This is a genomic window from Shewanella marinintestina, assembly GCF_023283845.1.
In the GTDB taxonomy this organism is placed as follows: Bacteria; Pseudomonadota; Gammaproteobacteria; order Enterobacterales; family Shewanellaceae; genus Shewanella; species Shewanella marinintestina.
The window spans coordinates 280,353-307,112 of record NZ_JAKILC010000005.1; the positions used below are offsets into that span (position 1 = coordinate 280,353).

At 42.7% G+C, this 26,760-nt stretch carries 17 protein-coding genes and 5 tRNA genes; 18 read left to right on the forward strand and 4 right to left on the reverse strand.

Translation table 11 applies throughout. The features are described 5' to 3' along the window. The first annotated feature begins 100 nt into the window (after nucleotides 1-100). From L2747_RS07915 to L2747_RS07935, 5 genes are read left to right on the forward strand one after another with little or no spacing between them, the layout of a single operon-like run. Nucleotides 101-2,506, forward strand: a complete 2,406-nt coding sequence (locus L2747_RS07915; RefSeq protein ID WP_248998524.1) for a type I restriction-modification system subunit M — start codon at nucleotides 101-103, stop codon at nucleotides 2,504-2,506. Then, nucleotides 2,487-3,764 (forward strand): restriction endonuclease subunit S, encoded by a 1,278-nt coding sequence (locus tag L2747_RS07920; protein WP_248998525.1) that lies wholly within the window; start codon nucleotides 2,487-2,489, stop codon nucleotides 3,762-3,764. The genes L2747_RS07915 and L2747_RS07920 overlap by 20 nt, the downstream gene beginning before the upstream one ends. Continuing rightward, nucleotides 3,765-5,177, forward strand: coding sequence for a DUF262 domain-containing protein (locus tag L2747_RS07925; RefSeq protein ID WP_248998526.1), 1,413 nt, complete (start codon nucleotides 3,765-3,767; stop codon nucleotides 5,175-5,177). After that, entirely contained in the window at nucleotides 5,170-7,161 is a 1,992-nt protein-coding gene (locus tag L2747_RS07930; protein WP_248998527.1) for a DUF262 domain-containing protein, read from the forward strand. Before L2747_RS07925 ends, L2747_RS07930 begins: the two co-directional genes overlap by 8 nt. Before the next feature lie 36 nt (nucleotides 7,162-7,197). Next, nucleotides 7,198-10,278 carry a type I restriction endonuclease subunit R gene (locus L2747_RS07935; RefSeq protein WP_248998528.1) on the forward strand — a complete coding sequence of 1,027 codons (3,081 nt, stop codon included), beginning with the start codon at nucleotides 7,198-7,200 and terminating at the stop codon, nucleotides 10,276-10,278. Nucleotides 10,279-10,371: 93 nt separating this feature from the next. Here L2747_RS07935 and L2747_RS07940 read toward each other — a convergent pair whose 3' ends face one another. Next, nucleotides 10,372-11,862, reverse strand: a complete 1,491-nt coding sequence (locus L2747_RS07940) for a glutathione synthetase (protein WP_248998529.1) — start codon at nucleotides 11,860-11,862, stop codon at nucleotides 10,372-10,374. A 241-nt stretch (nucleotides 11,863-12,103) separates the two neighbouring features. Here L2747_RS07940 and L2747_RS07945 point away from each other — a divergent pair, with 241 nt between their 5' ends. After that, on the forward strand, nucleotides 12,104-12,538 hold the full coding sequence (locus L2747_RS07945) for a DUF1090 domain-containing protein (RefSeq protein ID WP_248998530.1): 435 nt from the start codon (nucleotides 12,104-12,106) through the stop codon (nucleotides 12,536-12,538). A 106-nt stretch (nucleotides 12,539-12,644) separates the two neighbouring features. Here L2747_RS07945 and L2747_RS07950 read toward each other — a convergent pair whose 3' ends face one another. Further along, nucleotides 12,645-13,727: an AI-2E family transporter gene (locus L2747_RS07950; RefSeq protein ID WP_248998531.1), complete on the reverse strand. Its 1,083-nt coding sequence runs from the start codon at nucleotides 13,725-13,727 to the stop codon at nucleotides 12,645-12,647. A 302-nt stretch (nucleotides 13,728-14,029) separates the two neighbouring features. Between L2747_RS07950 and L2747_RS07955 the strand changes: the two genes are divergently transcribed. Both L2747_RS07955 and ftsZ read left to right on the forward strand, forming a co-directional pair. Continuing rightward, nucleotides 14,030-15,058 (forward strand): helix-turn-helix transcriptional regulator, encoded by a 1,029-nt coding sequence (locus L2747_RS07955; RefSeq protein ID WP_248998532.1) that lies wholly within the window; start codon nucleotides 14,030-14,032, stop codon nucleotides 15,056-15,058. Nucleotides 15,059-15,102: 44 nt separating this feature from the next. Then, entirely contained in the window at nucleotides 15,103-16,308 is a 1,206-nt protein-coding gene (gene ftsZ, locus L2747_RS07960) for a cell division protein FtsZ (RefSeq protein WP_248998533.1), read from the forward strand. A gap of 176 nt (nucleotides 16,309-16,484) precedes the next feature. Here ftsZ and L2747_RS07965 read toward each other — a convergent pair whose 3' ends face one another. After that, entirely contained in the window at nucleotides 16,485-16,826 is a 342-nt protein-coding gene (locus L2747_RS07965) for a hypothetical protein (protein WP_248998534.1), read from the reverse strand. 346 nt (nucleotides 16,827-17,172) lie between these two features. Here L2747_RS07965 and L2747_RS07970 point away from each other — a divergent pair, with 346 nt between their 5' ends. Together L2747_RS07970 and L2747_RS07975 are read left to right on the forward strand one after the other, a co-directional pair. After that, nucleotides 17,173-20,298 (forward strand): UvrD-helicase domain-containing protein, encoded by a 3,126-nt coding sequence (locus L2747_RS07970; RefSeq protein ID WP_248998535.1) that lies wholly within the window; start codon nucleotides 17,173-17,175, stop codon nucleotides 20,296-20,298. Nucleotides 20,299-20,492: 194 nt separating this feature from the next. Continuing rightward, a complete protein-coding gene (locus L2747_RS07975) occupies nucleotides 20,493-21,143 on the forward strand; it encodes a CatB-related O-acetyltransferase (RefSeq protein ID WP_248998536.1) in 651 nt (216 codons plus the stop codon). 97 nt (nucleotides 21,144-21,240) lie between these two features. Here L2747_RS07975 and L2747_RS07980 read toward each other — a convergent pair whose 3' ends face one another. Continuing rightward, nucleotides 21,241-22,845, reverse strand: a complete 1,605-nt coding sequence (locus L2747_RS07980) for an ABC-F family ATPase (protein ID WP_248998537.1) — start codon at nucleotides 22,843-22,845, stop codon at nucleotides 21,241-21,243. A 343-nt stretch (nucleotides 22,846-23,188) separates the two neighbouring features. Between L2747_RS07980 and L2747_RS07985 the strand changes: the two genes are divergently transcribed. From L2747_RS07985 to L2747_RS08020, 8 genes are all read left to right on the forward strand, one after another. Then, a complete protein-coding gene (locus tag L2747_RS07985; RefSeq protein WP_248998538.1) occupies nucleotides 23,189-23,686 on the forward strand; it encodes a VF530 family protein in 498 nt (165 codons plus the stop codon). A gap of 238 nt (nucleotides 23,687-23,924) precedes the next feature. Next, nucleotides 23,925-24,122: a hypothetical protein gene (locus L2747_RS07990; RefSeq protein WP_248998539.1), complete on the forward strand. Its 198-nt coding sequence runs from the start codon at nucleotides 23,925-23,927 to the stop codon at nucleotides 24,120-24,122. Then, nucleotides 24,122-25,390 (forward strand): MFS transporter, encoded by a 1,269-nt coding sequence (locus L2747_RS07995; RefSeq protein WP_248998540.1) that lies wholly within the window; start codon nucleotides 24,122-24,124, stop codon nucleotides 25,388-25,390. The genes L2747_RS07990 and L2747_RS07995 overlap by 1 nt, the downstream gene beginning before the upstream one ends. Nucleotides 25,391-25,973: 583 nt before the next feature. Next, nucleotides 25,974-26,050, forward strand: a tRNA-Met gene (locus tag L2747_RS08000). Between the two features lie 13 nt (nucleotides 26,051-26,063). Next, nucleotides 26,064-26,140 (forward strand) — tRNA-Val (locus L2747_RS08005). 38 nt (nucleotides 26,141-26,178) lie between these two features. Further along, a tRNA-Met gene (locus L2747_RS08010) sits at nucleotides 26,179-26,255 on the forward strand. Between the two features lie 2 nt (nucleotides 26,256-26,257). After that, nucleotides 26,258-26,334 (forward strand) — tRNA-Val (locus tag L2747_RS08015). 238 nt (nucleotides 26,335-26,572) lie between these two features. After that, a tRNA-Met gene (locus L2747_RS08020) sits at nucleotides 26,573-26,649 on the forward strand. Nucleotides 26,650-26,760: the final 111 nt, after the last annotated feature.

Below are 26,760 nucleotides of genomic sequence, written 5' to 3' on the forward strand. Positions count from 1 at the left end.
TGCGACGGTCGAACAATTTGCATTTGTATGCATATTAACAAGTGTTAGAATCTGGCCTATTTCTGGCTAGTAGCCATTACAACTCAAAAGATGCCTTTATATGGACCACTCAGTACATAACAAACTCGTTTCATTTATTTGGTCGATTGCCGACGACTGCCTTCGTGATGTCTATGTTCGTGGTAAATACCGCGACGTTATCTTGCCTATGGTGGTGCTACGCCGTCTGGATACGCTTTTAGAACCATCAAAAGAAGCAGTATTGGAAGAAGTTAAATTCCAAGTAGAAGAAATGAATGAAACTGAGCTTGATGACGCACCATTGTGCGCTGCATCAGGTTATGTTTTCTACAACACGTCTAAGTGGACCCTACAAACGCTGTTTAACACTGCGACCAACAACCAACAGATTCTGCTGGCTAACTTCGAAGACTACCTAAACGGTTTTAGCGACAACGTAAAAGAGATTGTCGAGTGTTTTAACCTGAAAGCTCAAATTCGCCACATGGCGGGAAAAGACGTTCTGCTAAATGTGATTGAGAAATTCGTTTCGCCATATATCAACTTAACGCCAGAGGTTAAAGAAGATCCTGAGGGCAATAAACTATCAGCACTCAGCAACCTTGGTATGGGTTATGTATTTGAAGAGTTGATCCGTAAATTCAACGAAGAGAACAACGAAGAGGCTGGTGAGCACTTTACTCCGCGTGAAGTTATCGAATTGATGACGCACCTTGTCTTCGACCCAATGAAAGACAATTTACCACTTTCAATCACAGTGTATGACCCTGCTTGTGGTAGTGGCGGTATGCTGACAGAAACGCAAAACTTTGTTGAAGAAAAGTATCCAGCATCAAACCGTGATATCTACCTTTACGGCAAAGAGATCAACGATGAGACTTATGCCATCTGTAAGTCGGATATGATGATCAAAGGTAACAACCCAGAAAATATCCGTGTTGGCTCAACTCTTTCTACAGATGAATTTTCGTCAGAACGTTTCGATTTTATGCTATCTAACCCGCCTTACGGTAAGAGCTGGGCGAGTGAGCAAAAGCACATCAAAGACGGTATAGATGTCGTAGATGGTCGCTTTAAAGTGAAGTTAAAAGACTACTGGGGCGTTGAGGCAGAACAAGATGCGACCCCTCGTTCAAGTGACGGCCAGTTACTTTTTCTGATGGAAATGGTCACAAAGATGAAATCGCCGCAAGTCAGCCCGTTAGGGGCTCGTATTGCCTCGGTTCACAACGGTTCAAGTTTGTTTACCGGTGACGCAGGCAGTGGTGAAAGCAACATTCGTCGTTACATTATTGAAAATGACATGCTGGATGCGATTGTTCAGTTGCCAAATAACCTGTTCTACAACACGGGTATTACCACCTATATCTGGCTGCTTAATAATAACAAACCTGAAAGCCGCCAAGGCAAGGTACAGCTGATTGATGCTAGCTTACTGTTCCGTAAGTTGCGCAAAAATTTGGGTAACAAAAACTGCGAGTTCTCACCAGAGCACATTGCGGAAATTGTCTCGACCTATCTTGAGAACCAATCCGTTGAGCGTGCAATCGATGAGAAAGGCGATTCTGTCGGTGTTGCTGCACAAGTATTTAAAAACCAAGATTTTGGTTACCACAAAGTGAATATTGAGCGCCCAGATCGCCGCAGTGCCCAATTCCGTGCTGATCTAATTGAGCCGCTACGGTTTGAAAAATCACTGCGTGAAGTGATGGAGTACTTGTACACCGAATATGGAGCACAAGTTTATGAAGTTGGCTTTGTTAAAGGGATTGAAAAAGAGATCACTAAATGGTGTGAAGAAAACGATATCAGCCTAAACAAAGCGGCAAAAACCAAATTGCTAGATACGAAAAATTGGATTAAGCAGCGCGCACTGGTTAATGCGGCAAATCAGTTACACAGCGAGATTGGTGAAGACACTTACAACGACTTTAACCAGTTCAAACAGCGAGTAGATACAGAGCTGAAATTACTCGGTCTTAAACTTTCGGCTCCTGAAAAAAAAGCTATCTTGGATGCTATCAGCTGGTATGACGAAAATGCAGAAAAAGTCATCAAGAAAGTCGCCAAGCTAAAGCAAGACAAGTTAGATGATTTACTAGAAAACTACGAATGCGAACTGCAAGATTTGCCAGATTTCGGCTACTACCCAACGGGTAATCACAACGAGTTCGTGACTTATGAGTCAAGCTCAGCTCTGCGTGATAGTGAATCTGTACCGCTTGAACAAAGTATCTATCAATACTTCCTTGATGAAGTAAAACCACATGTGGATGAAGCATGGGTAAATCTTGAATCCGTCAAGATTGGTTATGAAATCAGCTTTAATAAATACTTCTATCGTCATAAGCCACTCCGTTCAATGGATGAAGTCGCTCAAGATATTATTGTGCTTGAACAAAAATCGGAAGGTTTGGTTGCTGACATTCTGGGTATCTCTGTAGCTAAAGTTCAGGGGGAATCTGATGACCGATACTATGATTAAGCAGATGCCTAAGTACGAGTGTTACTTAGCTACAGAAATTGATTGGATTGGTGATATTCCTGCTCATTGGAGCGTTAAAAAAGCAAAGTTTCTGTTCAACGAAGTGAATGAGCGCTCTATCGACGGGAGCGAAGAGTTATTATCGGTATCACACCTTACTGGAGTTAGTCGCCGTTCCGAAAAAAATGTGACCATGTTTCAAGCTGAGGACTATACAGGCTCTAAACTGTGTCAGCCTGGAGACTTAGTTATGAACATTATGTGGGCATGGATGGGAGCGTTAGGTGTTTCTGACATAGAGGGAATAGTGAGCCCATCATATGGTGTGTTTAGAACTAAAAGAGCCAATGAATTTAATTCAAAATTCTTAGAGTATTTGTTAAAGACTCCCAAATATATTGAATATTACAACAAGGTCTCAACAGGGCTGCATTCTTCGCGTCTTCGCTTTTATGCTGATATGTTCTTCGGTATGAAGCTAGGGTTTCCTAGTTTCAAGGAGCAGAACTTAATTATTGAATTTTTGGATAAAAAAATATCTCAAATTGATGAAGCTATTGCGATCAAACAAAAACAAATCGAGTTGTTAAAAGAACGTAAGAAAATCATTGTTAAGAAATCGGTTACTCAAGGTTTGAACCCTGATGTAGCAATGAAAGATTCTGATGTTGGTAGTATTGGTCAGATACCTAAGCATTGGAAATTGATGTCTCTCAGATATGCATTTGAGTTTAAAAATAATATGCGTGTGCCGCTTAGTGCTATAGACAGGGGGGATATGCAAGGAAAGTATCCTTATTATGGTGCAAGTGGGATTATTGATTATGTTGATGATTATATTTTTGATGAAGAGTTGATATTGATTGCTGAAGATGGAGCTAATCTATTAAGTAAATCTACCCCATTGGCATTTGTGGCCTCTGGCAAATATTGGGTAAACAACCATGCTCATATAATTAAACCAAAATTTGTGGGGTTCAAGTATTGGGCTGAGTTATTGAGCTGTCTTGACTATACCATTTTCATTTCTGGAGCTGCTCAACCCAAACTAACTAGAGATAGACTTGGCTCAGTAAAACTTCCTGTTCCTCCAGAGGATGAAATCCTTGAAATAGTAGACTTTATTGAATTAATAATTCCACCTATTGATTCTGAGATTGAGTTAAGTACAAGGCAAATCGAAAAACTGAAAGAGTACAAAGTTGTTATGATCAACGACGCTGTAACCGGTAAAATCAAAGTGATGGAGCTGGCATAAATGGCGGTTGTTGTTGCTAGTTGCACACTAGAAAAGCTATTTTCCGGTATGCCGATTTTAGCTTCTGACGGTAAGGTTGAGACAGACGTTCACGGGATGCTTGCCATCCCTGAATATCAGCGCCCCTATCGCTGGAATGAAGAGCAAATCACACGCCTGTTGAATGACTTTAAGCTTCATCAGCAAGAGCTAGCTGGTAAACCAGAAGCAGAACATTGCCCGTTCTATTTGGGCAGTGTGATCTTGCATCAACACGGTGACAAGCTGAATATTATCGATGGTCAGCAACGCCTGACCACAATGGCGTTGATTTCCCACTTATCGGGCAAATACGCCGACCTTAAATTGGTTTATGAATCCCCAGAGAGCCAGCAGCAAATTAAACACAACTTCGGTTGGCTGTATAAGCATGAAGCTTCTTTGGCTGATATCGACTTTGCACAAATCAACATTACCTTGGTAGTGACAGACAGCGAAGATGAAGCCTACCGCTTTTTTGAAACCCAGAACACGGGCGGGGTGCGTTTAGCAGGGCCAGATATTATCAAAGCGCATCATCTGCGAGCGGTTGATGAGAAGGACAAATCTGCGGTAAACACCTTTGCCACCCGTTGGGAAGCTCTGGGGGATTTAAACCCCGTAGTTGATATTTTGTTGCGTGGTCGCTATTGGCAACATCTGAACTTCCGAGACTACCCGCTACACAACCAAACTCAGCAAGTGCGTAATAGCATTGTCACCGAACTGGCAGAGCAAACAGGCAAAGGTGACGATACTGCCTTTGGTAGAATTGCTCGTACTTATATGCCAAATGGCGGTGAGAGCCTAGCACAGCCTCAGGTCGGTTATGAGTTGCGCCAGCCGCTAAATAGTGGCGCTAACACCATCCACTATTTGCAATATTTTGAGCAACTGCGCCAAACCTATTTGCTGAAAAACTCAACGCAAGCTGAGCTTGCAGCTTTTTACGAGTTCTATCAAAAGCTGGTGTGTAAACTCGATGGCTGCGGTTATCTCAAACAGCTCTATGACGCATGCCTGTTGCTCTACATCAGTCAGCATGGGCAGCAAAGCCTAGAGGTAGCAGCGAAAAAACTTTTCCGCGTGGTTTATTCTCGTCGAGTAGAGAACCAAAAAGCAGTAAAAGAGAAATCGGTTCCTGCTTTCGTAAAAGAAACCCCAGTTCTGGATTGGATTGCAATGAGCTATACCCCAGAGCAGTGTTTTACACAGCTAGATGGTTTTAAGCTGTCGGTAGACAAGAGTGGCTTTGATAAAAACAGCGTTAAAAAACGTTTCGTAGAAAAAGTATCGCAATATTTTGGCCTTGATATAGACAAGCAAGATTATGCCAATCAATTTGGCCCTGCATTTAGCCAATACATCTCTGTGTTAGGAGCAAAACATGGGTGATCATTTATCAGTGCAAACTGAGCTTCTGACGCTAGAGAAAATCTACACCGATAACTACCAGTTTTCTATTCCCAGCTATCAACGTCCTTATGTCTGGTCAGATGATGATGTCTTGCTGCTGTTTCGAGATATTAAAGAAGCGTGTCGATTAAAAGAGCCAAACTATTTTATCGGCACCATACTTTCGTCTCGCATTGAACAAGATGGAGAGCGGATTTATGAGCTGATCGATGGTCAGCAACGCACCACCACATTAATGCTAATGACCATTGCTTTCAAATACGCAGGCATTAAGTCTGATCTTGCAGGGCTTGCTGTTTATACATCAAATAACGGGGAAGATAAGCCTCGTCTTCAGTTTTCAATTCGCGAGCAAGTTCAGCAGCTTTTGGGTGGCCTAGCGGGGCTTAAGAACTATCAAGTGCCCTCTAAGGAGACGATCGCCGACAATGCTTATCTTAAACAGATGGGCGTGGCGTTAGATGTATTGACCAAAGAAGTAGAGAAGCTCAAATCAGACGGTTTGGTGAGCGCCGAAGCTATGGGGGATTACCTCTACCGCCAAGTTCAATGGGTAAACAACATTGTGCCAATACAAATGGACTTAAACCGATTGTTCGCCACCATGAACACCGCTGGCATACAGTTAGAGCAAGCGGACATTTTAAAGGCGAAGCTGTTCAAACATATTCATACTGACAAAGCGCAATATGATGCAATGTGGGTGGCGTGTGAGCATCTGGAAAACTATTTTGAGCGCAATGTACGCAAAGTATTTCCTAATGCCGATTGGTATCATATTGAACCCGAACATTTGGCGTCTTTTGATGCTGAATGCTTCGCTGCAAAAGATGAAACCTCCGAGGAGTCATCTGGCTTGTCGATTGCTCAGTTAGCATCACAAGTTAAAGCAAGTTCAATTCCTGATAACACCAAACAAGAGAAGTTTGAAACTTACGATCTGGACGTTGAAACGGTTTACTGTCGCCCAATCATCAAGTTCCCGCTGTTATTGATTCACGCTTACCGAGTCTACTTGGCGCTTAATGATCATAATGATATTGAGCCACGTCTGCATAGTGATCGCTTGTTGGAGATATTCGACCCAATTATCAACGGTGATGAGCAATCGGTAAAGCTGTTTATCGAAACGCTATGGCAGGTTCGCTACCAGTTTGACCGTTGGGTTGTGAAATGGGTTGAACGTGACGATGCGACAGATGCGCAGCTTGGTTTAACGTATCAATCTCGCAGCAAGTCGAATGACACTTACTACATCAACCGAACGCAGAAAGAGCTGACGGATATTGTGCTTTTGCAAAGTGTTCGCAACTTTACCGGTGAGCGCAGCGCTCAGTATTGGTTAACGCCATTTCTTTCAGGCTTGATCCGTTCGAGTATCAAACAAGACTCTGAGGCGCTAGAACTGCTAGAAAATATCGACAACAAAATGTCACTATCAATCGATACTCAGAAAGAGGCAAGCTTTGCACTGGCTGAGGGCTTGGAGCCTAACTACCAGAGTTGGCAATCACAATCGACGTACTTTGAACAGTCGTTAGGGACGAGTTTCGAGCACTACTGGTTTCAGAAACTTGAATACTTGATTTGGAAGCAAATGAAGGCTTCAGAATCTTCATTGTCTTCTGAAGAATTGAATAAGTTCAAAAGGTACCGAATTACGTCTAAAAACTCAGTAGAACATGTTCATCCTCAAAATGATGAGTATAAGAGTGAGTTAGCATATGAAACGTTAAACTCATTTGGTAATTTAGTATTACTTAGTCCCGCTGAAAACTCTTCTTATGGACATCAAGACGTTGACAAAAAGCGTATTGATTTCGATAGGAAGTCCCATTTCGACGCACTCAAATTGAGAGAGATGTTTGCTGTAAAAGGGCAGGGGCTATGGGGCAAACAACAGATAGATGACCATCTAGAAGACATGATGGTAGTATTTGCTCAGCACTATAAACATCAATAAAAACTTCGAGTCATCAAACCAAACAACGTGGTATTTATGGTTAGTAAAACAAATGAACAGGCGCTAGAGGCTGCAATTGAAAAAGGTTTAGCAGGTATTTGTAAAGAAGAGCTAGCGTTGGGTGAAGCACCTCTTAATTACAATAATGAGCTTTATCTTATTGGCTCTCCAAGTGACTTTGACAAACAGTACGCTATAGATACCCGTTTGTTTTGGCAGTTCCTTGAAGATACCCAAGCGAGTGAGTTAGAAAAACTCAAGCACACCAGCCCTCACGATTGGCAGAGAAAAATCCTTGAGCGTTTCGATCGTATGATCAAGCGTCATGGTGTTTTGCGTTTATTGAAAAAGGGGCTGGACGTTGATGATGCGTTTCTAACGTTAATGTATCCAGCGCCTCTCGCAAGTAGTTCTGAGAGGGTAAAAAAAGATTTTGCAGCTAACTTGTTTAGCGTGACTCGCCAAGTCTGTTATTCCAATGCAAATCCATTGGAAGAGATCGATATGGTGCTTTTCATCAATGGTATTCCGCTGATTACTCTTGAGTTAAAAAACCATTGGACGGGACAAAATGCGGCTTATCATGGTCAGAAACAGTACCGAGATGATAGAGACGCGAATCAAACTCTGTTGAACTTCGCACGTTGTTTGGTTCATATGGCTGTTGATACCGATGAAGTCTATATGACGACCAAACTGGCAGGTAAAAAGACATTCTTCCTACCGTTCAATAAAGGCTTCAATCTAGGTAAAGGGAACCCTACTAACCTATATGGCCACAAGACTGCTTACTTGTGGCAAGAGGTATTCCGTAAAGGAAGTATTGCAAATATTATTCAGCACTTTGTTCGCCTTGATGGCAGCAGCAAAAAGCAGTTGGACAAACGAACTTTGTTCTTCCCGCGATATCACCAAATGGATGTGGTGCGTCGCTTGATTGAAGACTGCTCGATCAAAGGTGTTGGTCAAACCTACTTGATTCAGCACTCAGCGGGTTCGGGAAAATCCAACTCGATCACATGGGCTGCTTACCAACTTATCGAAACCTATCCTATCAGCGATGATCTACCAGGAAGTAGAGGGAAAGAAGTGCCTCTATTCGATTCGGTCATCGTCGTTACTGACCGCCGATTGCTCGATAAGCAGCTACGCGACAATATTAAAGAGTTCTCCGAAGTGAAGAACATTGTTGCACCAGCGTTCAAATCGTCTGAGCTAAAGTCGGCATTAGAGAATGGCAAGAAAATCATCATTACCACCATTCAGAAGTTTCCGTTCATTATTGATGGTATTGCAGATTTAAGTGACAAGCGCTTTGCCGTCATTATTGATGAGGCCCACAGCTCGCAGTCAGGCTCCGCTCATGACAACATGAACCGTGCAATGGGTAAGAAAGAAGTGGAAGAGCTGGAAGATGCTCAGGACAAAATCCTACAGGCAATGCGCTCTCGTAAGATGCGTGGAAATGCCTCTTATTTTGCGTTCACCGCAACGCCTAAAAACACCACTCTAGAAAAGTTTGGCCAGAGACAAGCAGACGGAACTTACGCTCCTTTCCATTTGTACTCGATGAAACAAGCCATCGAAGAAGGGTTTATTCTCGATGTTATTGCCAACTACACGACTTATAAGAGTTATTACGAGATTGAAAAATCAATCCAAGATAACCCTGAGTTCGATAGTAAAAAAGCGCAGAAGCGTTTGCGAGCGTATGTAGAGGCAAGCCAAGAAACGATTGATACCAAAGCTGAGATCATGCTTGAACATTTTATCAAACATGTGATTAACGGTAAGAAGCTTAAAGGTAAAGGCAAAGGCATGGTGGTGACTCAAAATATTGAGTCAGCTATTCGCTACTATCGAGCGTTAACAAGGCAACTCGATAAGATGGGTAACCCATTTAAAGTCGCGATTGCCTTCTCTGGCACCAAAGAAGTTGATGGTATTGAATACACTGAAGCCGATCTTAATGGGTTCCCAGAAGGTGATACCAAAGATTACTTTGATGTGAACTACAAGCGTAAGGAGTCGGATTCCCTAATTCCTAAGCATGTAGATCAGGATGCTTTCCGTTTGTTGGTCGTGGCGAATAAGTATTTGACCGGTTTTGACCAACCGAAGCTTTGTGCTATGTATGTGGATAAAAAACTGGCGAGTGTACTGTGTGTGCAAGCCCTGTCTCGCTTGAACCGTTCGGCACCAAAGTACGGTAAGAAAACGGAAGATCTGTTTGTATTGGATTTCTTCAACTCAGTGGATGATATAAAAACTGCATTCGACCCTTTCTATACATCGACAACGCTTTCTGAAGCGACAGATGTCAATGTTCTTCATGAGCTAAAAGATGACATGGATGACACTGGTGTTTATGAGTGGTTTGAAGTTGAGGAGTTCAACAAGCGTTTCTTTGAAGGAAGAGATGCTCAGGAGCTAAGCCCAATCATTGACATCGCAGCTGCGCGTTTTAACCACGAGTTAGAATTAGAAAACGAGTTAAAAGTCGATTTCAAAGTGAAGACCAAGCAGTTTGTGAAAATCTACGGCCAGATGGCATCTATCATGCCTTATGAGGTCGTTCAGTGGGAAAAACTGTTCTGGTTCTTGAAGTTCTTGATTCCAAAACTTTCCGTCGAGGACCCAGATAAAGAAGCACTAGACTCGTTACTTGATTCAGTTGATTTGAGCTCCTATGGGTTACAAAGGGTTAAGCTTAATCATTCAATCAAGCTAGATGACTCTGAAACTGAGTTAGATCCCCAAAACCCGAACCCTCGCGGAGCTCATGGTACTGAAACTGAGAAAGACCCGTTAGATGAGATCATCCAAATCTTTAACGAACGTTGGTTTCAAGGTTGGAGCGCAACACCGGAAGAGCAGCGCGTTAAGTTTGTGAATATTGCTGAGAGTATCCGAAATCACCCTGATTTCGAAGCGAAATACCAAAACAACGCAGACCCTCATACGCGAGAGCTAGCGTTTGAGAAGATGTTGAAAGAAATCATGCTTCAACGTCGTAAAGACGAATTAGAACTCTATAAGCTGTTTGCTCAAGACCCTGCTTTTAAAGCATCTTGGACGCAAAGCATGCAGCGTATGGTGTCACCTGACCGCTTGTAAATAGTAACGTAAAACTTGGTGTAGCTAGTTAGGGTGTTAAATATAAAAAAATAGCCAACTTATTTTGGCTATTTTTTTATTTAAACGTCAGCGTTAATCACTAATCACCAGCGAATCCAATACACCCATACCGCTGTGGACGCCGCCTTCGGTGGTTCGGGCTGATTTACTTCTAATCAAATATCCGGCGTAAGCTTGTTTATGATTATTCTCGTCTGCAATCGCTGCTTCGCCGTCAATATGCACGGTAAACATGCCGATTTCGCTGATAAGGTCGTCTACTTTTTGTAGCTCACCTTTGCGCACAGTTAATGCGGTTGTTGCTCTTGCGGTTGGGTGCAGTCTACGCATGAGTGACCAGGCTTGGTATTCGTGGGGCTGTAACGCGGCTAGTTTTGGCAAAATGTCATCGCCAAATATACAGTGGCCGCCGCCTTCGCCTTGGTTTTTAAGTACCCAGTCATTATTACTGCTGTTTGCCACGATAGCGGCGCTGTCTTTGCTGACGGCGAGCATGTCACTGAGTAATTCTTTAACGGCTATTGCCTCATCAATGTTTAAACCAAAACGGGTGAGGGCTGCTGGCTCCATTGAAGACAATAACATTTGTACCCGTTTGCTGGTGGCCAATTGTTGGCTAACCGTGGCATTAACGGCGACCCGGTGTTTTTCAATAAAAATGCGGGTTTGCATTAATGCATCACAGCAAACACGGCTGATGATGTCGTTGGCGTGGTAGTCACAATATTGGTAGCCTGCGCGTAAATAGACGGTATCGATTGCGCCTACGCCGTCGAGTAATAGTCTATGGTTATCGCCAGTTTTAAGTTTACCGTGCAACTCTCTAAACGTGCGTCTAATGGTTCGTATGCCTTTAGATTGCAGGGCGTGTTCTAGTAGGTGTTGATCGTAAACATTGTCTTCACCAGCTTGCACAACCATTAAAAAGGTTGGCGCGTTCGTGGTGTTATTAATTGAAGATTGCTCAATGGCTGTAAACTCAGCATTAATTTTATGTGTGGCGTTAGCTATGCCTTGGGCTAAGTTCTCTAGCGCGTGGTTAGCAACTAACTTCCCCGTTGTTGGCGTTGACCACTCACTAAAAGCTTCAGGCGCTTGTAACTGCAAGAACTTATGTAGCTCATGTATACGTTGGCCAAATGGCCCCATACCCGCAGCGATACCGTTAAACTCAATCAGTTTAGGGCCTAAATTAGCATCGTCCATAAAGTCGCTGCGCATAATTAAAAGCGGTAATCGTATAGCGCTTTGCGGCGTTTGCTGATTAGTTTGGTGAATTGCCTGATGCATCTCTAATAAGGCATTAAAGAAAGGATCGCCAGAGGTGATAGGCGCGATCGCTTCGCTGAGGAACTCACTGTCTTCAGATGCAAAATGTACTAGCTTGCCGAGTAGACCTACCGATGCAGTTAGCTTTTGGTAGCGCGCGACAGTGATAGGCGTAGGCGTTAAGCTAAAAGCAGTGTGTACGGCAGAGTAGGGCGTGGTCTTTAGCGCCATTCCATGAGTTAACGCCCACTCGATGGCGTCTTGCGCAGCTTGTTTGCTTGTGTCGTTAATCATGATGTCACCCTTATTTGCTGTATTAATTTGAGCTTTGTTTTAAACATTTCTGTTATTTTCGAAATATAGGTCTGTGGCCGAGTATTGTCAATTTATATTTCGAATAAAGCCGAATTAAAGAAGGTAAACAACAGCCAACTTGTATTGCTAAATGGACGATTAATGTTCTAGTGTCTATATAAGCTATAGCTAGTTTAGTTTTGCAGTATAAACTCATTGATAATGAACCGGAGATATTCAGATGAAAAACACCTCAGTTGTTGCGTTAACGGCTATATCCGCCTGTATATTGAGTTTTGCACTGCCCGCAAAGCTTGCTTTTGCTGATCACCATCAAGATTGCAGTACTATGGTTGGCTGTGACAAAAAGCGTTGTGAGATCTCAAAGCAAATCGTTATGGCAAAGGCGCATGGTAATACGCATAAGGTATCGGGCTTAGAAACTGCACTTCAAAGTGTTGAAGCGAATTGCACTAACGATGGATTAAAACAAGATTTAACAGCTGAAATAGCCGATGTAAAACAACAAATAGATAAATATGAAGCTGATTTAAAAGAAGCTGAAGAAGAGAGTAATTTAGATAAAACCTATAAATACCAGCAAAAGCTATTGAGTGAAAATACTAAGCTCAAGCAACTTGAGCAAGAACTGGCAAACCTGCAAGCGAACCCATAAATAGGTGTACTACTGGAATAACTTGTTAGATAACAGGCGAGGCACCTTATTAGCAGGGGCCTCGCCTTAGTTTAATACTTACAAATGAGTCTTAAGAACACTAATTTTAAGTCTTATCTTGCTGCTCTATAAAGTCTTGAAACTCGATTTCATATAAGCGGGCTAACACGAGTGTTACCGCAAAGATAATTGGACCATAAATTAATCCTATAAGGCCGAATAGTTGTAGACCGCCTAGGAGTGAGAAAAACAGTAACAATGTACTCATGCCGGTATTGCCTTGCATTAGCCAAGGTCGCAAGAAGTTATCGATAGAACCAATTACCAGTATGCCCCACGCCATTAAAAACAGCGCCCATTGCCAGTCGCCAGTGATGAAAAGGTAGATTGAGGCGGGAAGCCAGATCATCGCGGTGCCGACAAACGGAATGAAAGAGGCGAATGCCATCATACTGCCCCAAAATAGCCCTGAAAACCCAGCCATAGCCATGGCGATGCCGCCCAATGCTCCTTGTGCTAACGCCGTTAAAAATGCACCGAAAACGGCAGACTTTGCTACCATTTTTACCTCATCAAACAGTAACTCTTCTTGTGAACGGGATAATGGAATGATGTGTCTAACACCTGCAATAATCTTTTCTTGATCTCGTAAGAAGAAAAACAGCACAAATAGCATTAATGAAAATGATAAAACGGTATCGGCAACATCACCGAGTAAACCGGTACTGGCGGTTAAAAAACTACTGCTTAGTTGGGTCACTTTTACCGCTGCTTGCTGCACCACTTCATCTATTTTAATAGTGTCGAAAGGCAGCCACTTATTTAATAGGCTAACACCACTTTGAATATAGGGGTGGGCAAGAAAGTCTTTAGCGCCGCCATCGGTAAGCCATTGGTAGGCATTACCCATAAAGTTAATGCCTTCGTTCATAATCGCGATGGCTACGAACAGCAATGGTATTAACACCATCACGGTGACAGATGTACAAGAAACCACCGAGGCCATGTTTGGGCTATTAGGTAGATGTTGTTGCACCCTAATATGAAATGGCATGACTAAGATGGCGACAATAAACGCAAGTACGATAGCGCCTAAATAGGGGGATACCAGCAAATAACATGCATAACACGCAATCGCCAAAGCGAGCAGTAATATGGCGTGGCGCGGCTTTAGCTTAAAACTGTCCATTAAAAGGAACTCCAAGCACTTTGGGTAAGTGATTTAATTAGGGCCGGATTTTACTTTAAGTCTTTTTATCTTAAGCCTTTTATTTTGGGCGATAAAAGCGACTTAATACTGAAATAATCTTGTTAAGGTGGTTAAAGGTTAAGAACAAGGTTAACTATAGTCAATGCTAACAATAACTTCTGTGATTGATCTTTGTCTAACGCTGGTTTTATTTAGTGGTTTGCTTATTAATAATTTGCTGCGTCATAATCTGTCGCAAGATAGTATTATGCTGTCTGCACTGCAAAATATGAGAACTTTTGATGCAAACCAATATTCAACGCCAGATTGCTATGCTTGAGCTGATCCCGCGTCACCCAAGACGAATAACCGCCAACGATATTACTGAGAAGTTAAACAACCGCGATTTTGATATTGGCCTAAGAACAGTGCAGCGTGAGCTGAAAGCCATGCATGATATGGGGCTGTTTGGATTGGTGATGGATGATAGATGTAAGCCCTTTGGCTGGTCTATTGCCGCTTGTTGGCGTGGAATTAATTTAACCTTGATGGATCAGCATGTGGCATTGGCGTTTCATACATTACAGCACAGCGCTAATCAGTTACTGCCACCACAAAGCGTTAAGCAGCTAAAGCCTTATTTTGAAAAAGCAGATCAAGTGCTTGGTAGTGATCCCGATAATCCTTGGCTGTACTGGGCGTGCCGAGTGGCTCAATTACCCGAGCCTTTGCCCATAACTTATGACGAGCCCGATCCGAAAGCGTTAGAAACAGTGCAGCAAGCGCTGCTTAACCATCAACAAATCGGCTGCCAAATTCAACGAGTGATTAAAGGTAAAAGTTATTGGATTGACTACCGACCTATTAATCCTGAGGGAATAAAAATAAGTGGTGGTGTGGTGTTATTGGCCTTTACCTTAGGTAACACTCACTCTAGACGCTACGCGAAACCCATACACATGTTGCGTAATATCGAACTGCTAGACACTAAAGCGGTGATGCGCAGCGATTTTGATATTGCACGAGTGGGTAATGTTCACTCTGAAAGTACAATCGATATCGAGTTGTTATTTGAACCTTCAGCGAGCTTTATATTGCGCAATGCTAAATTGAGCGACAATCAAACACTAGAGCGCCGTGTCGATGGTCGCTATTTAGTTAAAGCGAACGTCATGGATACGCCAAAGTTAAGAGAGTTTCTTTGGAGTATGGCTGACAGCGTTGAAGTGATTGCCCCGGTTAAGCTACGCGCGCATTTTTGTAAACTCAGCAGTAAAGTTATTAATAAATATCAAACTGCTACGTCGGAGGTTGTCGCAGAGCAGGTTTAGTCTTATCGATACAAATTTTTGTTATGTATTGAGGATAACTGCCGATGTTTGAATTACTAACCCCCAATGAGCAGACGCCGCGTATTACCGTATTTGGCGTAGGCGGCTGTGGATGTAATACCATTAATCAACTTAGCCAATCTACCATCGCAGACAATGTTCAGCTGGTGGCAGTTAATACCGATGCCCAATCATTAACGCTTTCACAGTGCAGCACTCGCTTACAGATAGGCCAGCAAGTGACTAAAGGTTTGGGCGCGGGGGCAAGACCGCAAAAAGGTTATGAAGCGGCTAAAGAGTCTGATACTGAAATTCGAGATTTGATTGAGCAGGCTGATGTGGTGTTTATCACCGGGGGGATGGGCGGCGGAACGGGCACTGGCGCGATTCCGTTTATGGCATCTGTTGCAGCAGAGCTGAATAAGCCTTTGGTCGCCGTAGTCACGACGCCATTTAGCATTGAGGGCCACCAGCGCAGTAAAATAGCCAAAGCCGGAATAGATGAGCTAATGCAGCAAGCGGATGCGGTAATCGTGCTGCCAAACGATAAATTGCTTGAGACGTTAGATAAGAAAATCAGTTTAGTGAATGCTTTTTATCAAAGTAATCGTATTTTACAAGATGTGCTTCAGGGCTTAACCACCACCATTAGCCAGTCGGGTTTAATCAATATCGACCTCAATGATTTTGTCGAGGTGATTAGCCATCATGGCCGTGCGGCGATGGGCGTGGCCAAGCAGATGCAAGGCGATGATTTACAACTGACCATCAATAATGCCCTTAAAAATCCGCTGTTAGAACAGATTGATTTAACTAAAGCTAAAGGCGCTATTGTGAGTGTAATGGCTACTGATCAAATTGAGCTAAGCCAATATAACTGTATTGGCGCGACGTTGCAGCAACAGCTCGATCCTGACGCATTAGTGATTATCGGGTTAACCATAGTGCCAGAGCTAGATTGTGAACTTGAGCTAATGGTGATTGCTACGGGGATAAGTGATGAACCGCTTGATAAGGTGGGTAAACCTGATGGTGCTCATATCCAAATAAACAGTATGGTTGAGGATGAAACACTTAATAACGATCGTAAAAAAGAGTTAGCCAAGCCTGTTACTGTTAGTAAAGAACGTTTCGATACATCGGAGCTACTTAATCTGCATGATTTTTTAAAAGAGAGATCAGCAAGGACAATTAGCGTACCTGAGGAGGAATTAGACATTCCGACTTATACGCGTAAGCAGAACTGTTAATAGGGCAGTTGGCACTAAAAGGCTTTCTAGCGCTTTAAAATGAGCTTTACAATCTCTAAAACAAGATAACCCCTTGCGGGGTTATCAATATGACTTGTGATAAGCGTTACACCGGTTTAATCCAATACTTATCTGAGGCCTTACCTCATTCCTTGTCTAGGAATTCGATTTAGATCTTAGTCTACTTTTACAAATGTACTTTCACGAGCGAACTTGATTGCGTCTTCACATAGTACAACTTGTTGCTCTTTATTAGCAGCTTGGAACTTTGTCATATAAGCATCTAATGCTTGGCTGGTTTCTTTGCTCATGATCATCTCTTCGATACCAGCTGTTCTATGAGACATCATAGACTGACCTACGATTTGACCTTCAATTTGCATATCGTGCTCGGCATAAAAAGAGGTGCAAATCATTAGACTTGCCATGCCAACAGCGGTATCAGTATCTAGGTTTTCAGCGCTAGCGGTGCCTGCGAATAAACAACTTACAAGACCTGCAACGAGTAATTTTTTCATTTTGGTGAACCCTTTTTTCATTTCACTTATGGAAGCGTTATCTAGATGATATTTGGTAGCATTTCTATTAATTTGAGGCGCTACTTTAGATGGCTAGAGGCTAGCATGTACTTATTATGGGGTATGTGATGGCAAGCCCCATTTTATCGGGTTCGGGTCATTTTTGTGTGGTTAATCACAGTCGTTGTGTACTTTTCATAAGTGAAAAAACCTAAAAACGCTTGTAGCTAATAATCGATTGGTTTTTACCGTATTTTTTTTGCGCACTCGTGTTTTGATTTGGTTTTTTAAGGCGCTTGTTGCTATTGAGTCACAGCGTTAATTGGTAGTATGGCGTTTTTGTCGGATGGGGTTATTGATGGAGCTTAGGCGACATTCTGTTGAGTTTGGATTTTTACAAGGCGTGGTATTTTGTATTAGCGCTCACTTGTGTGAACAAGGCTTAACCGTTAATGGCAAGCTATATGCTTATCCGGCGATGGATCAAACCGTTGAAGTCAGGCGAGGTTGGTTCACTAAAACCTTAGTCTGGGGCAATCACCGCTTTAGCTTTTTTCATTTTACCAACAGCAGACCGCTATTTAGTCTGGCACTCAATAATCGTCTTGCGGCTAATCGCGCTCAATTACAAGTGAGTTTTGATGATTTGCTGGTGGATATTGAGGCTTTTAATCATCATTTTGCTAAACATCAGCGTTATTTACGAGGCTCTGACATTAAGCAGTTTGAGCAAGCTTATGCTGCCAGTTTAGAGCAGTTCTCATTAGAGCCGCATTTTTCAACCCTTGGTTTTGCAACCGACAAACTTAATTGCCGCTTAGCTAAATTTATTAAGCAGCCACAGCTATTCGCCGATAAATATAACCAATGGTGGCAAACTCAACAGTTAACCGCTCATGCTGGCTTATTTGACTCCCTTGAAGCGCATCCGTTAACTAAGCTGCAGCGTCAAGCCTGTGTGATTGATGAAAACAATACCTTGGTCATCGCTGGGGCCGGTACCGGCAAAACTAGCACTATGGCAGCAAAGGCGGCTTATTTAGTTAAGCAAGGGCTAGCCAAGCCCGAAGAGATTTTAATGCTGGCATACGGTAAGGATGCCCGAGTTGAACTCGAACAACGGACTAAAGCGGTATTTGAAGCTGTATTTGAGCAGTCCTTTGAAACGGAGCCCACAAACGGAAATGACAGCTGTGTAAAAGACTGCGGTGTAAAAATTAGTACTTTTCATGCAATCGGCAAAGAGATCATTGAGTACTTCTCTAATGGCATAGCGCCAAATACAACACATCAGCCTATGCGAGTGTCAGTGCTTGCCAGTGATGAGAAGCAGTTTACCCAATTTATCGATAAGCAGATTGATAGCATTGTTGCTGATCCTAAAATGGCCGATCCCGTCGCCGAGTATTTTGGGCGCTTTTTGTATCCGCAGGTTAATGAACTGGCTTTTAAGTCGGAAGGTCAATACCGTGCTTACCTTAAAAATAACGAGATCAGAGCGCTTTCAGGTGACTTAGTTAAAAGCTTTCAAGAGCTTAAGATCTGCAATTACCTTTATACCCACGGGATTGAGTTTGAGTATGAGCCTCACTATCGTGCTCAAGCTAACGAAAATACCAGCATAAGTGTTACTGAGCCTGGTAAGGGCGCTTATCAACCTGACTTTTATATACCTAAACTGGATGCGTATTTAGAGCACTTTGGCATTGATAAAAAGGGCAATACTCGCCCTGATATTGATAAAGAGGCATATAACCAAAGCCGAGAATGGAAGATTGCGCTACATCAACAGCATGATACTTGTTTACTGCAGACGTTTAGTTGGCAGGCTAATATCGGTGAACTAGAGCAAAACTTAGAAGCGCAGTTATGTCAGCGGTGTGATGATCTTGGACTGCCCCAAAGTGAACTATTTAAGCCAATAGCACCGCAAGCAGTATTTGAGCAAGTTAAGGCCTTAGGCGTATACCGTAATATAAGCCGCTTGATGGCTAGCTTTGTGGGTTTGTTTAAATCATCTGGGCTGACAGTCGCTAAGTTAAATGCGACTAAATTTAACTCGGCGCTAAAGAGTGTAGCAGTTGCGCCTGGTATAGATGATATCAAGCCGACCGCCAAGACTAAGACGGCCGTTAAACAACATAATCTTTATAACCAGCTAAGATGGAAGGCATTTTTGCACTTGTTTAGTTGGGTTATTGAGCGCTATGAAGCTTATCTGGTTGAGAACAACACCATTGATTTCTCTGACATGATCAGCAAAGCACTTAATATTGCTAAGAGTAAGGCGTTTCATCAAAATACGGGTAATCGTTTTCGTTATAAATACATCATGGTTGATGAGTTTCAAGATATCTCAAGTGAACGGGCACAACTGGTAAAGGCCTTGCGAGATGCAAATCCTGGCTGCGCATTATTTTGTGTCGGTGATGATTGGCAGGCAATTTATCGTTTCGCCGGCAGCGATCTTAACTTAACCACAGAGTTTGAGCGTACTTTTGGCACCACGCAAACAATTAGCTTAGATAAAACCTTTAGATTTAATGACCAGATTGAAAAAGTCGCTTCTCGCTTTATTCAAGCAAACCCTGCCCAGTTAACCAAACAGCTTACCACCCATAGTAAGAGTGATAACCCTCAAGTGTGTTTGCTTATCGATACTAAGCAAGCGGCATTGGAGCAGGCTTTTGCAAGCATTGTTGAGCAGAGTAACAATCACCAAGCAAGTGTTATGCTGATAAGTCGTTTTAAAACTAGTTTGAAGGACTTAGATGTTTGGCGCCAGCGTTACCCGCAATTAGCCATTTCAGCAATGTCGGCCCATGCATCTAAAGGTAAGCAGGCAGACTATGTGATAGTGCTGGATGTGAACGATGACAAGTATGGCTTCCCTAGTAAGATTGCGAACGACCCGATTTTAGAAGTATTGCTACCTAAGCTGGACTCATTTAAAGACACTGAAGAGCGGCGCTTATTTTATGTAGCGTTATCTCGCGCCAAGCAAACGGTATTTGTGCAAGCTGAAGTGGGTAAAGAATCAAGTTTTGTTAAGGAGTTACGCGGTTATGGCGACAATGTTCGGCTTAACTTGAGTGAAATCGCTAACTTGTATCATGATTCAGCATCTTGCCCTGAGTGTAACGATGGCAAGCTTATCCCGCGGCAAGGTCCCTATGGTCTGTTTTATACCTGCTCACTAGGCAAGGATTATTGTGATACCAAGGTTGACGCTTGTCCTGCGTGTAAAAGCGGCCCTATGTTACCTAACCAAACTCATTATATTTGTGGCTCAGAAAACTGTGGCCATCAACAGCAGATTTGTCCTCAATGTTTAACCGGTAAACTTGTGCAGCGCACTAATGCTAAAAGTGGTAAAGCATTTTTAGCTTGTAGTCAGCACAAAAGAGGCGATGCGACTCGTTGCCAGTACACATGTGATCTTGTAAGTGATAAACAAAGTACGGCAGCCTAGCTTTTTATGAATGAATAGTTGGGTCAAAAAAATTGATGGTAGATTTAACTTTCCTGTTAAAAAGTGGATATCTTGATGACGAAGTCGAGTCTAGGTGATTGCTAGGTTGCCGTTGTTCCTTTGTTTTTCGATATTATTTTCCGATGATTATTTTTGATGTTTAAATGTTATTGTAGAAGTTTGAGGTGTTACCCATGAGCGCATTTACCAGTTGGCTTGAGTCTAAAAGGCTTAAAGAGCAAGTCACCAACCCTAATATTGAGGTAGGTGAGTACTCTTATTATTCCGGGTTTTATCATGGCAAGTCTTTTGAAGATCAAGCTGTTCGCTACCTTCTCGGAGACAGCTCGACCATAGATGTATGGGAGGCTGACGTTTTTGGTGAAGTCGATAAGCTAATAATCGGTAAGTTTTGCTCAATCGCATCTGGTGCTTGTTTTATGTTAGCGGGTAATCAAGGTCACCGCATGGATTGGATCTCTACTTATCCATTTTCGCCTGAGGAGTTTGGCGACGACGTTAAGAGTGGTTTTGAGCGCGCAGGCAATACGGTTATCGGTAGTGACGTGTGGATTGGCTCCGAGGCAATGATTATGCCGGGCGTTACCATTGGCGATGGCGCAGTGATTGGGGCGAGGGCGGTGATCTCAAAAGATGTTGCGCCATACTCCGTGGTGGTTGGTAGCAACAAATTGGTTAAGCAGCGTTTTGATGATGCAGCGGTTGCCCTGTTGCTAAGCATGAAATGGTGGGATTGGCCGCTTGATAAACTAAAAGGGGCGATGTCATTAATGTGTAGTGCTGATATAGACGGTTTATATCAATATCATTTAGCCAATAAATAGCCTTAGCTAATGCTAAATATAACGGCGTTACAGCACAAACAAAAATGGCGCTCACCATAAAGGTAGCGCCATTTTTTGATTAAGCGTAAGCGTTAAGTTACTTCTTAGCTTCGTTCTCTGCTTGGCTTGCCATGTACTCGTTGAAGGTACCTTGGAAGTTAACCAGTTTTTTGTCTTTTACGTCGATAATACGTGTAGCGAGTGATGATACAAACTCACGGTCATGGCTTACGAAAACCAATGTGCCTTGGTACACTTTAAGCGCATTGTTTAGTGCTTCAATGGCTTCCATATCCATGTGGTTCGTTGGCTCATCCATAACAAGCACGTTGATGTCCATCATCATTAACTTGCCGAATAACAGACGGTTTTTCTCACCACCAGAACAATTACGTGCTTTTTTGTTGATGTCATCTTCAGTAAACAACAAACGGCCAAGCATGCCACGTACCATTAGGTCGTTATGCTTTGGTAAGCGCCACTGTGACATCCAATCAAATAGAGTCATGTCATTATCAAAGTCTTTGCTGCTGTCCTGTGGGCAATAGCCGATAGACGCGTTTTCAGACCATTTGATTACACCTTGCTTGTTTTGTAATTCATTTACCAAACAACGTAAGAAGGTTGATTTACCGACACCGTTCTCACCAATAACAGCAAGTTTTGCACCTGCCTCAAGGATCAACTCACCGCCTTCAAATAGCATTTCGCCATCAAAACCGTGGCCTACATCTTCTAGGATAAGCGCCTGACGATGCATTTTCTTGCCATCTTCAAAACGTAACGATGGTGTCATACGGCTTGATGATTTAACTTCGTCTAAACTGATTTTTTCTAGCTTCTTAGCGCGTGAACTTGCTTGTTTCGCTTTAGATGCGTTTGCACCGAAACGGTTAACGAAGTCTTGCAGTTCAGTCATTTCAGCGCTTTTCTTAGCATTACCAGCTAATAGCTGCTCTTGAATTAGTGCTGCGGCTTCCATGAAGTACTCGTAGTTACCCGGGTAAATACGTAGCTCACCGTAGTCGATGTCAGCCATATGGGTACAAACAGTATTCAAGAAGTGTCTGTCGTGCGAAATGATGATCATTGTGCACTTACGCTTGTTAAGCTCTTCGGCCAACCAGTTAATGGTGTGAATGTCCAAGTTGTTGGTTGGTTCGTCAAGTAGCAGAATATCTGGGTTTGAGAACAGTGCTTGTGCTAGAAGTACACGCAGTTTCTTACCTGGAGCCACTTGGCTCATTAGGCCAAAATGCAACTCTTCTTCAACACCAGCTTCAAGTAGAATTTCACCCGCACGGCTTTCAGCGCTGTAACCGTCCATTTCTGCAAACTCGCTTTCAAGTTCACCGACGTACATGCCATCTTCTTCACTCATTTCTGGTAGTGAATAGATGCGCTCGCGCTCTTGTTTAACTTCCCACAGTCTTGCATCACCTTGAATAACTGCATCAATGACGCTGAATTCTTCAAATGCGAATTGGTTCTGGCTCAAAGTACCGACTTTTTGACCCGGGGTAATTGAAACGTTACCTGACGTAGGAGCAAGCTCACCACTTAAGATCTTCATGAAGGTGGATTTACCACAACCATTTGCGCCGATTAAGCCGTAGCGATTGCCGTTACCGAACTTAGCGGAAATGTTTTCGAATAATGGCTCTGGGCCAAACTGCATCGTAATATTTGCGGTAGAAATCAAAAGAGTATCCTGAGTGAATAATATAAAGTGAAAGCCAAAGACGCTAACAGGTTAGCAAGGCTAATCCTGTTCGAGAGGCAAAACAGCCGCGGATTATACAGAGGTAGGTGCTTAGATGTCGAGCAATCATGTATTGCAAAGCCTGATATTTATAGTGTTTGAGCTGGCTTTTATCAATAAATGCGCACGGAGTACGAATTGATTGGGTGATAAGGGCTTTTTCTTGTTATTATTAAGACATTGTTTTGACCAGCGCTATGATTGGTCTTCAGTATTTATTAAATGGTTATCATTATAATAGGTGCTTGCGCTTTATATATTACCTGCGATATTTGGACACCCCATGATTGAACATCAACAGAACAACCCGCTTCACGGCTTAAAACTTGAAACCATGCTAACTGAGCTTGTGAAGTTTTATGACTATAAAGTACTTTACGCTGCCCTTAGATTGGCATGCTTTAATTTAAATCCAAATATGGATGCATGTGTAAAGTTTTTGAAAAAGACTGAGTGGGCGCGGGAACGTGTAGAAGCGTTTTACCTGTACCGTTTTAAGCGTATGCCAAAAGGTAATGAAGACCAAATGGCACTTAAACCACGCGAGCGTGGTTATGCTGATGGTATTGTGCCGCGTAAACCAGAAAAGTTAACTGTGGAGTTGGTTGCAGAAATGCGCACTAAAGCTATGGAAAACTATAAAGAAATGAAGAAAAACGGGTCGCGTCCACGCTTTGGTAAAGACAAACCTAAAGCTCAAGATTCATATGCACAAAACCGTCGTAGTGGCGCTAAACGCCCTGCAGCGTCACAAGATCCTACAAACCCTTGGGGTAAGTAAGCCAGACTGACGTAAATATCATTTTTAAGCTTGTCCGCGACTGCGGGAATAATAGAATGATAGAAATAAAAGGATCCGTAAGGATCCTTTTTTGTTTCTCCTATTACATGGTTTAGCCCAAACTTAAGGTCTAATTATCACTATGCGTTTTATGCATAGTGTTGTTTCTATTTATTCATTTGTTTCATTCTCTACAAATCAGTAGCATGCGCTTCCTTTTAAGTAACCTTGTATAGTAATGCGCTCTCAATCCATATCTGCACAGCTGATCCGTATGACCACTGCGTTAGTACTGACTTTGATTTTAGTTAATTCTTACCCACCATTACTCAATGCCTTTAGTGATAACGGCGCTGAGGTCGGCTGCCACCAAATACCGAAACAACCTCTATCCGCTCAGCCTGTTGTTAGTACTAAAACTGGGGGACATCATTAATGAGTATATTTCGCTTCCCGCTGTTAGTTTGGTTAGGCATTGGTATATTGATTTTAAGTTTAGGGATCCGCCAATCGTTCGGGATCTTTATGACGCCGATATCGGTTAGCTTTGAGCAAGGTCGAGAGTTTTTTAGCTTAGCGATTGCGTTACAAAATTTGCTATTTGGTATGTTTCAGCCTTTTGTCGGTATGGCTGCCGATAGATATGGCTCAAAGCGGATCATTATGTTTGGTTCACTGGTGTATGGTGTTGGGCTCTTATTAACCTCCCTTTCTACAACTACCGATATGTTTTATCTATCAATTAGTATGTTGATAGGTTTGGGTTTAAGTGCAACAAGTTATGTGGTGGTGCTTGGCGCTGTGGCGAAAGTTGTGCCAGCGGAGCATACAGCAAAGGCATTTGGTTTAACTACGGCTGCAGGCTCTTTTGGCATGTTTGCAGTGATCCCTGGTGCGCAAAGCTTATTAACCCACTTTGATTGGCAAACCGCACTGCAAGTTTTTGCGCTGCTTTGCTGCATTATGTTTGCGTTTGCCTCTTTTATGAAAACCACTAAGAGCGAAAGTAATAGTCAAGAGCTAGCCGATGAGCAGACGTTGGGGCAGGCTTTAAGGCAAGCAGCGATGAATCGTAACTATTGGTTAATCCATATGGGGTTCTTTGTATGTGGTTTTCACGTTATGTTTATTGCCACACATCTACCTAGCTACCTTGCTGATAAGCACTTAGATGCTTCTACTGCAGCACTAGCCTTGGCCTATGTTGGTATATTTAATATTTTTGGTTCTTATTTTTGGGGCGTAATGGGTGACAGGTATAGCAAGCGATATGTCATGAGTGCGCTTTACTTCGTAAGAACGGCAGTTATTGCTGCATTTGTGACTTTGCCAGTAACCGATAACACTGCAGCATTGTTTGGTGCAGTAATTGGTTTTTGTTGGTTAGGGACTGTACCTCTCACATCTGGTCTAGTTAGGCAGATCTTTGGTGCTCGCTATCTTTCGACACTTTATGGGCTAGTGTTCTTTACGCACCAAGTTGGGAGTTTTTTAGGGGCTTGGGTTGGTGGGCGTATATATGACTATTATGGTAGTTACGATCCTATTTGGTGGTCTACGGTAGTGCTAGCGTTTATAGCAGCTTTATTACACCTACCAATTGATGACCGCCCTTTATCTACTTTCAATAAGCCTGAGCCATTAAGTCTTGATCCCAGACTTGCTCCTATAGCGACTGTAATCGATTTGCCTAAGCAAGCTTAATCTGTATTGTTTAAAACTAAGCACTAGTTGAGTCATCAATTGGATGGCTCTTTCTCTACGATGGACTCAGTCGTATTAAATGCTTTTACGTCATGCGAGATTTTATAGCTGTAAATTAGCCTAACAATATCCGTTTTAGATTCAAGTTGAGTTGGTAAACTTAAATACCAATTAAATGTATGGCTTCTATATTGCGTTCAATTTACTTCATTTAGTCTAATGAGTGATGTGTGCGAGTTCGAAGGCATGAAGGCAAGTGGTAGAGTGATCGAAAAGCGTTCGATATAATGAGGCAATTTTAGTGGCTGATATCTATAACATGGTTAATTGAGTCATGTTTATGTTTGCATGCTGCTTTTACCGAGTCGTAAAACAATAAAAGCTGCTTAAAAACTGGGTTAAAACATTCTTGTTTGTAATTGTTTTACTTATAAAATGCCGAAAATGCTTAAACACCACTCAAGTTGACTAGCAAATCACCGCTTAACATCTATTTGTGTTTTTTTACTTGCAACGAAAGCGCTATCGCCATACTATAGCGCTCGTTCCAAGGCAACAGCCAAACGGACAGCAAGAACACAGTCGCGGGATGGAGCAGTTTGGTAGCTCGTCGGGCTCATAACCCGAAGGTCGTTGGTTCAAATCCAGCTCCCGCAACCAGTTCTTAAACGATACAACCGTAGCTCAGTTGGTTAGAGCACTACCTTGACATGGTAGGGGTCGGTGGTTCGAATCCACTCGGTTGTACCAATTCTTTTATAGAAGAATTCAAAAATCTATAATCCTGTCGCGGGATGGAGCAGTTTGGTAGCTCGTCGGGCTCATAACCCGAAGGTCGTTGGTTCAAATCCAGCTCCCGCAACCAATACAACCGTAGCTCAGTTGGTTAGAGCACTACCTTGACATGGTAGGGGTCGGTGGTTCGAATCCACTCGGTTGTACCAATTCTTTTGTAGAAGAATCCAAAAATCTATTATTTAACGCTAGTTGGAGAAGCTATGTAGGCTGCTCGAACTGAGTTGTTATTGCGGACGCGGGATGGGGCAGTATAAAAGCTACTCGGACTCAACTCTTTATAAAAGATAGGCGAAGGTCGTTGCCACACTTTTGTAAAAAGTAATCCAGCTCCCGCAACCAATTCTTTTATAGCAGAATTAAAACAGTTATTAGCGTCAACATGGACGCGGGATGGAGCAGTTTGGTAGCTCGTCGGGCTCATAACCCGAAGGTCGTTGGTTCAAATCCAGCTCCCGCAACCAATTCTTTTATAGCAGAATTAAAACAGTTATTAGCGTCAACATGGACGCGGGATGGAGCAGTTTGGTAGCTCGTCGGGCTCATAACCCGAAGGTCGTTGGTTCAAATCCAGC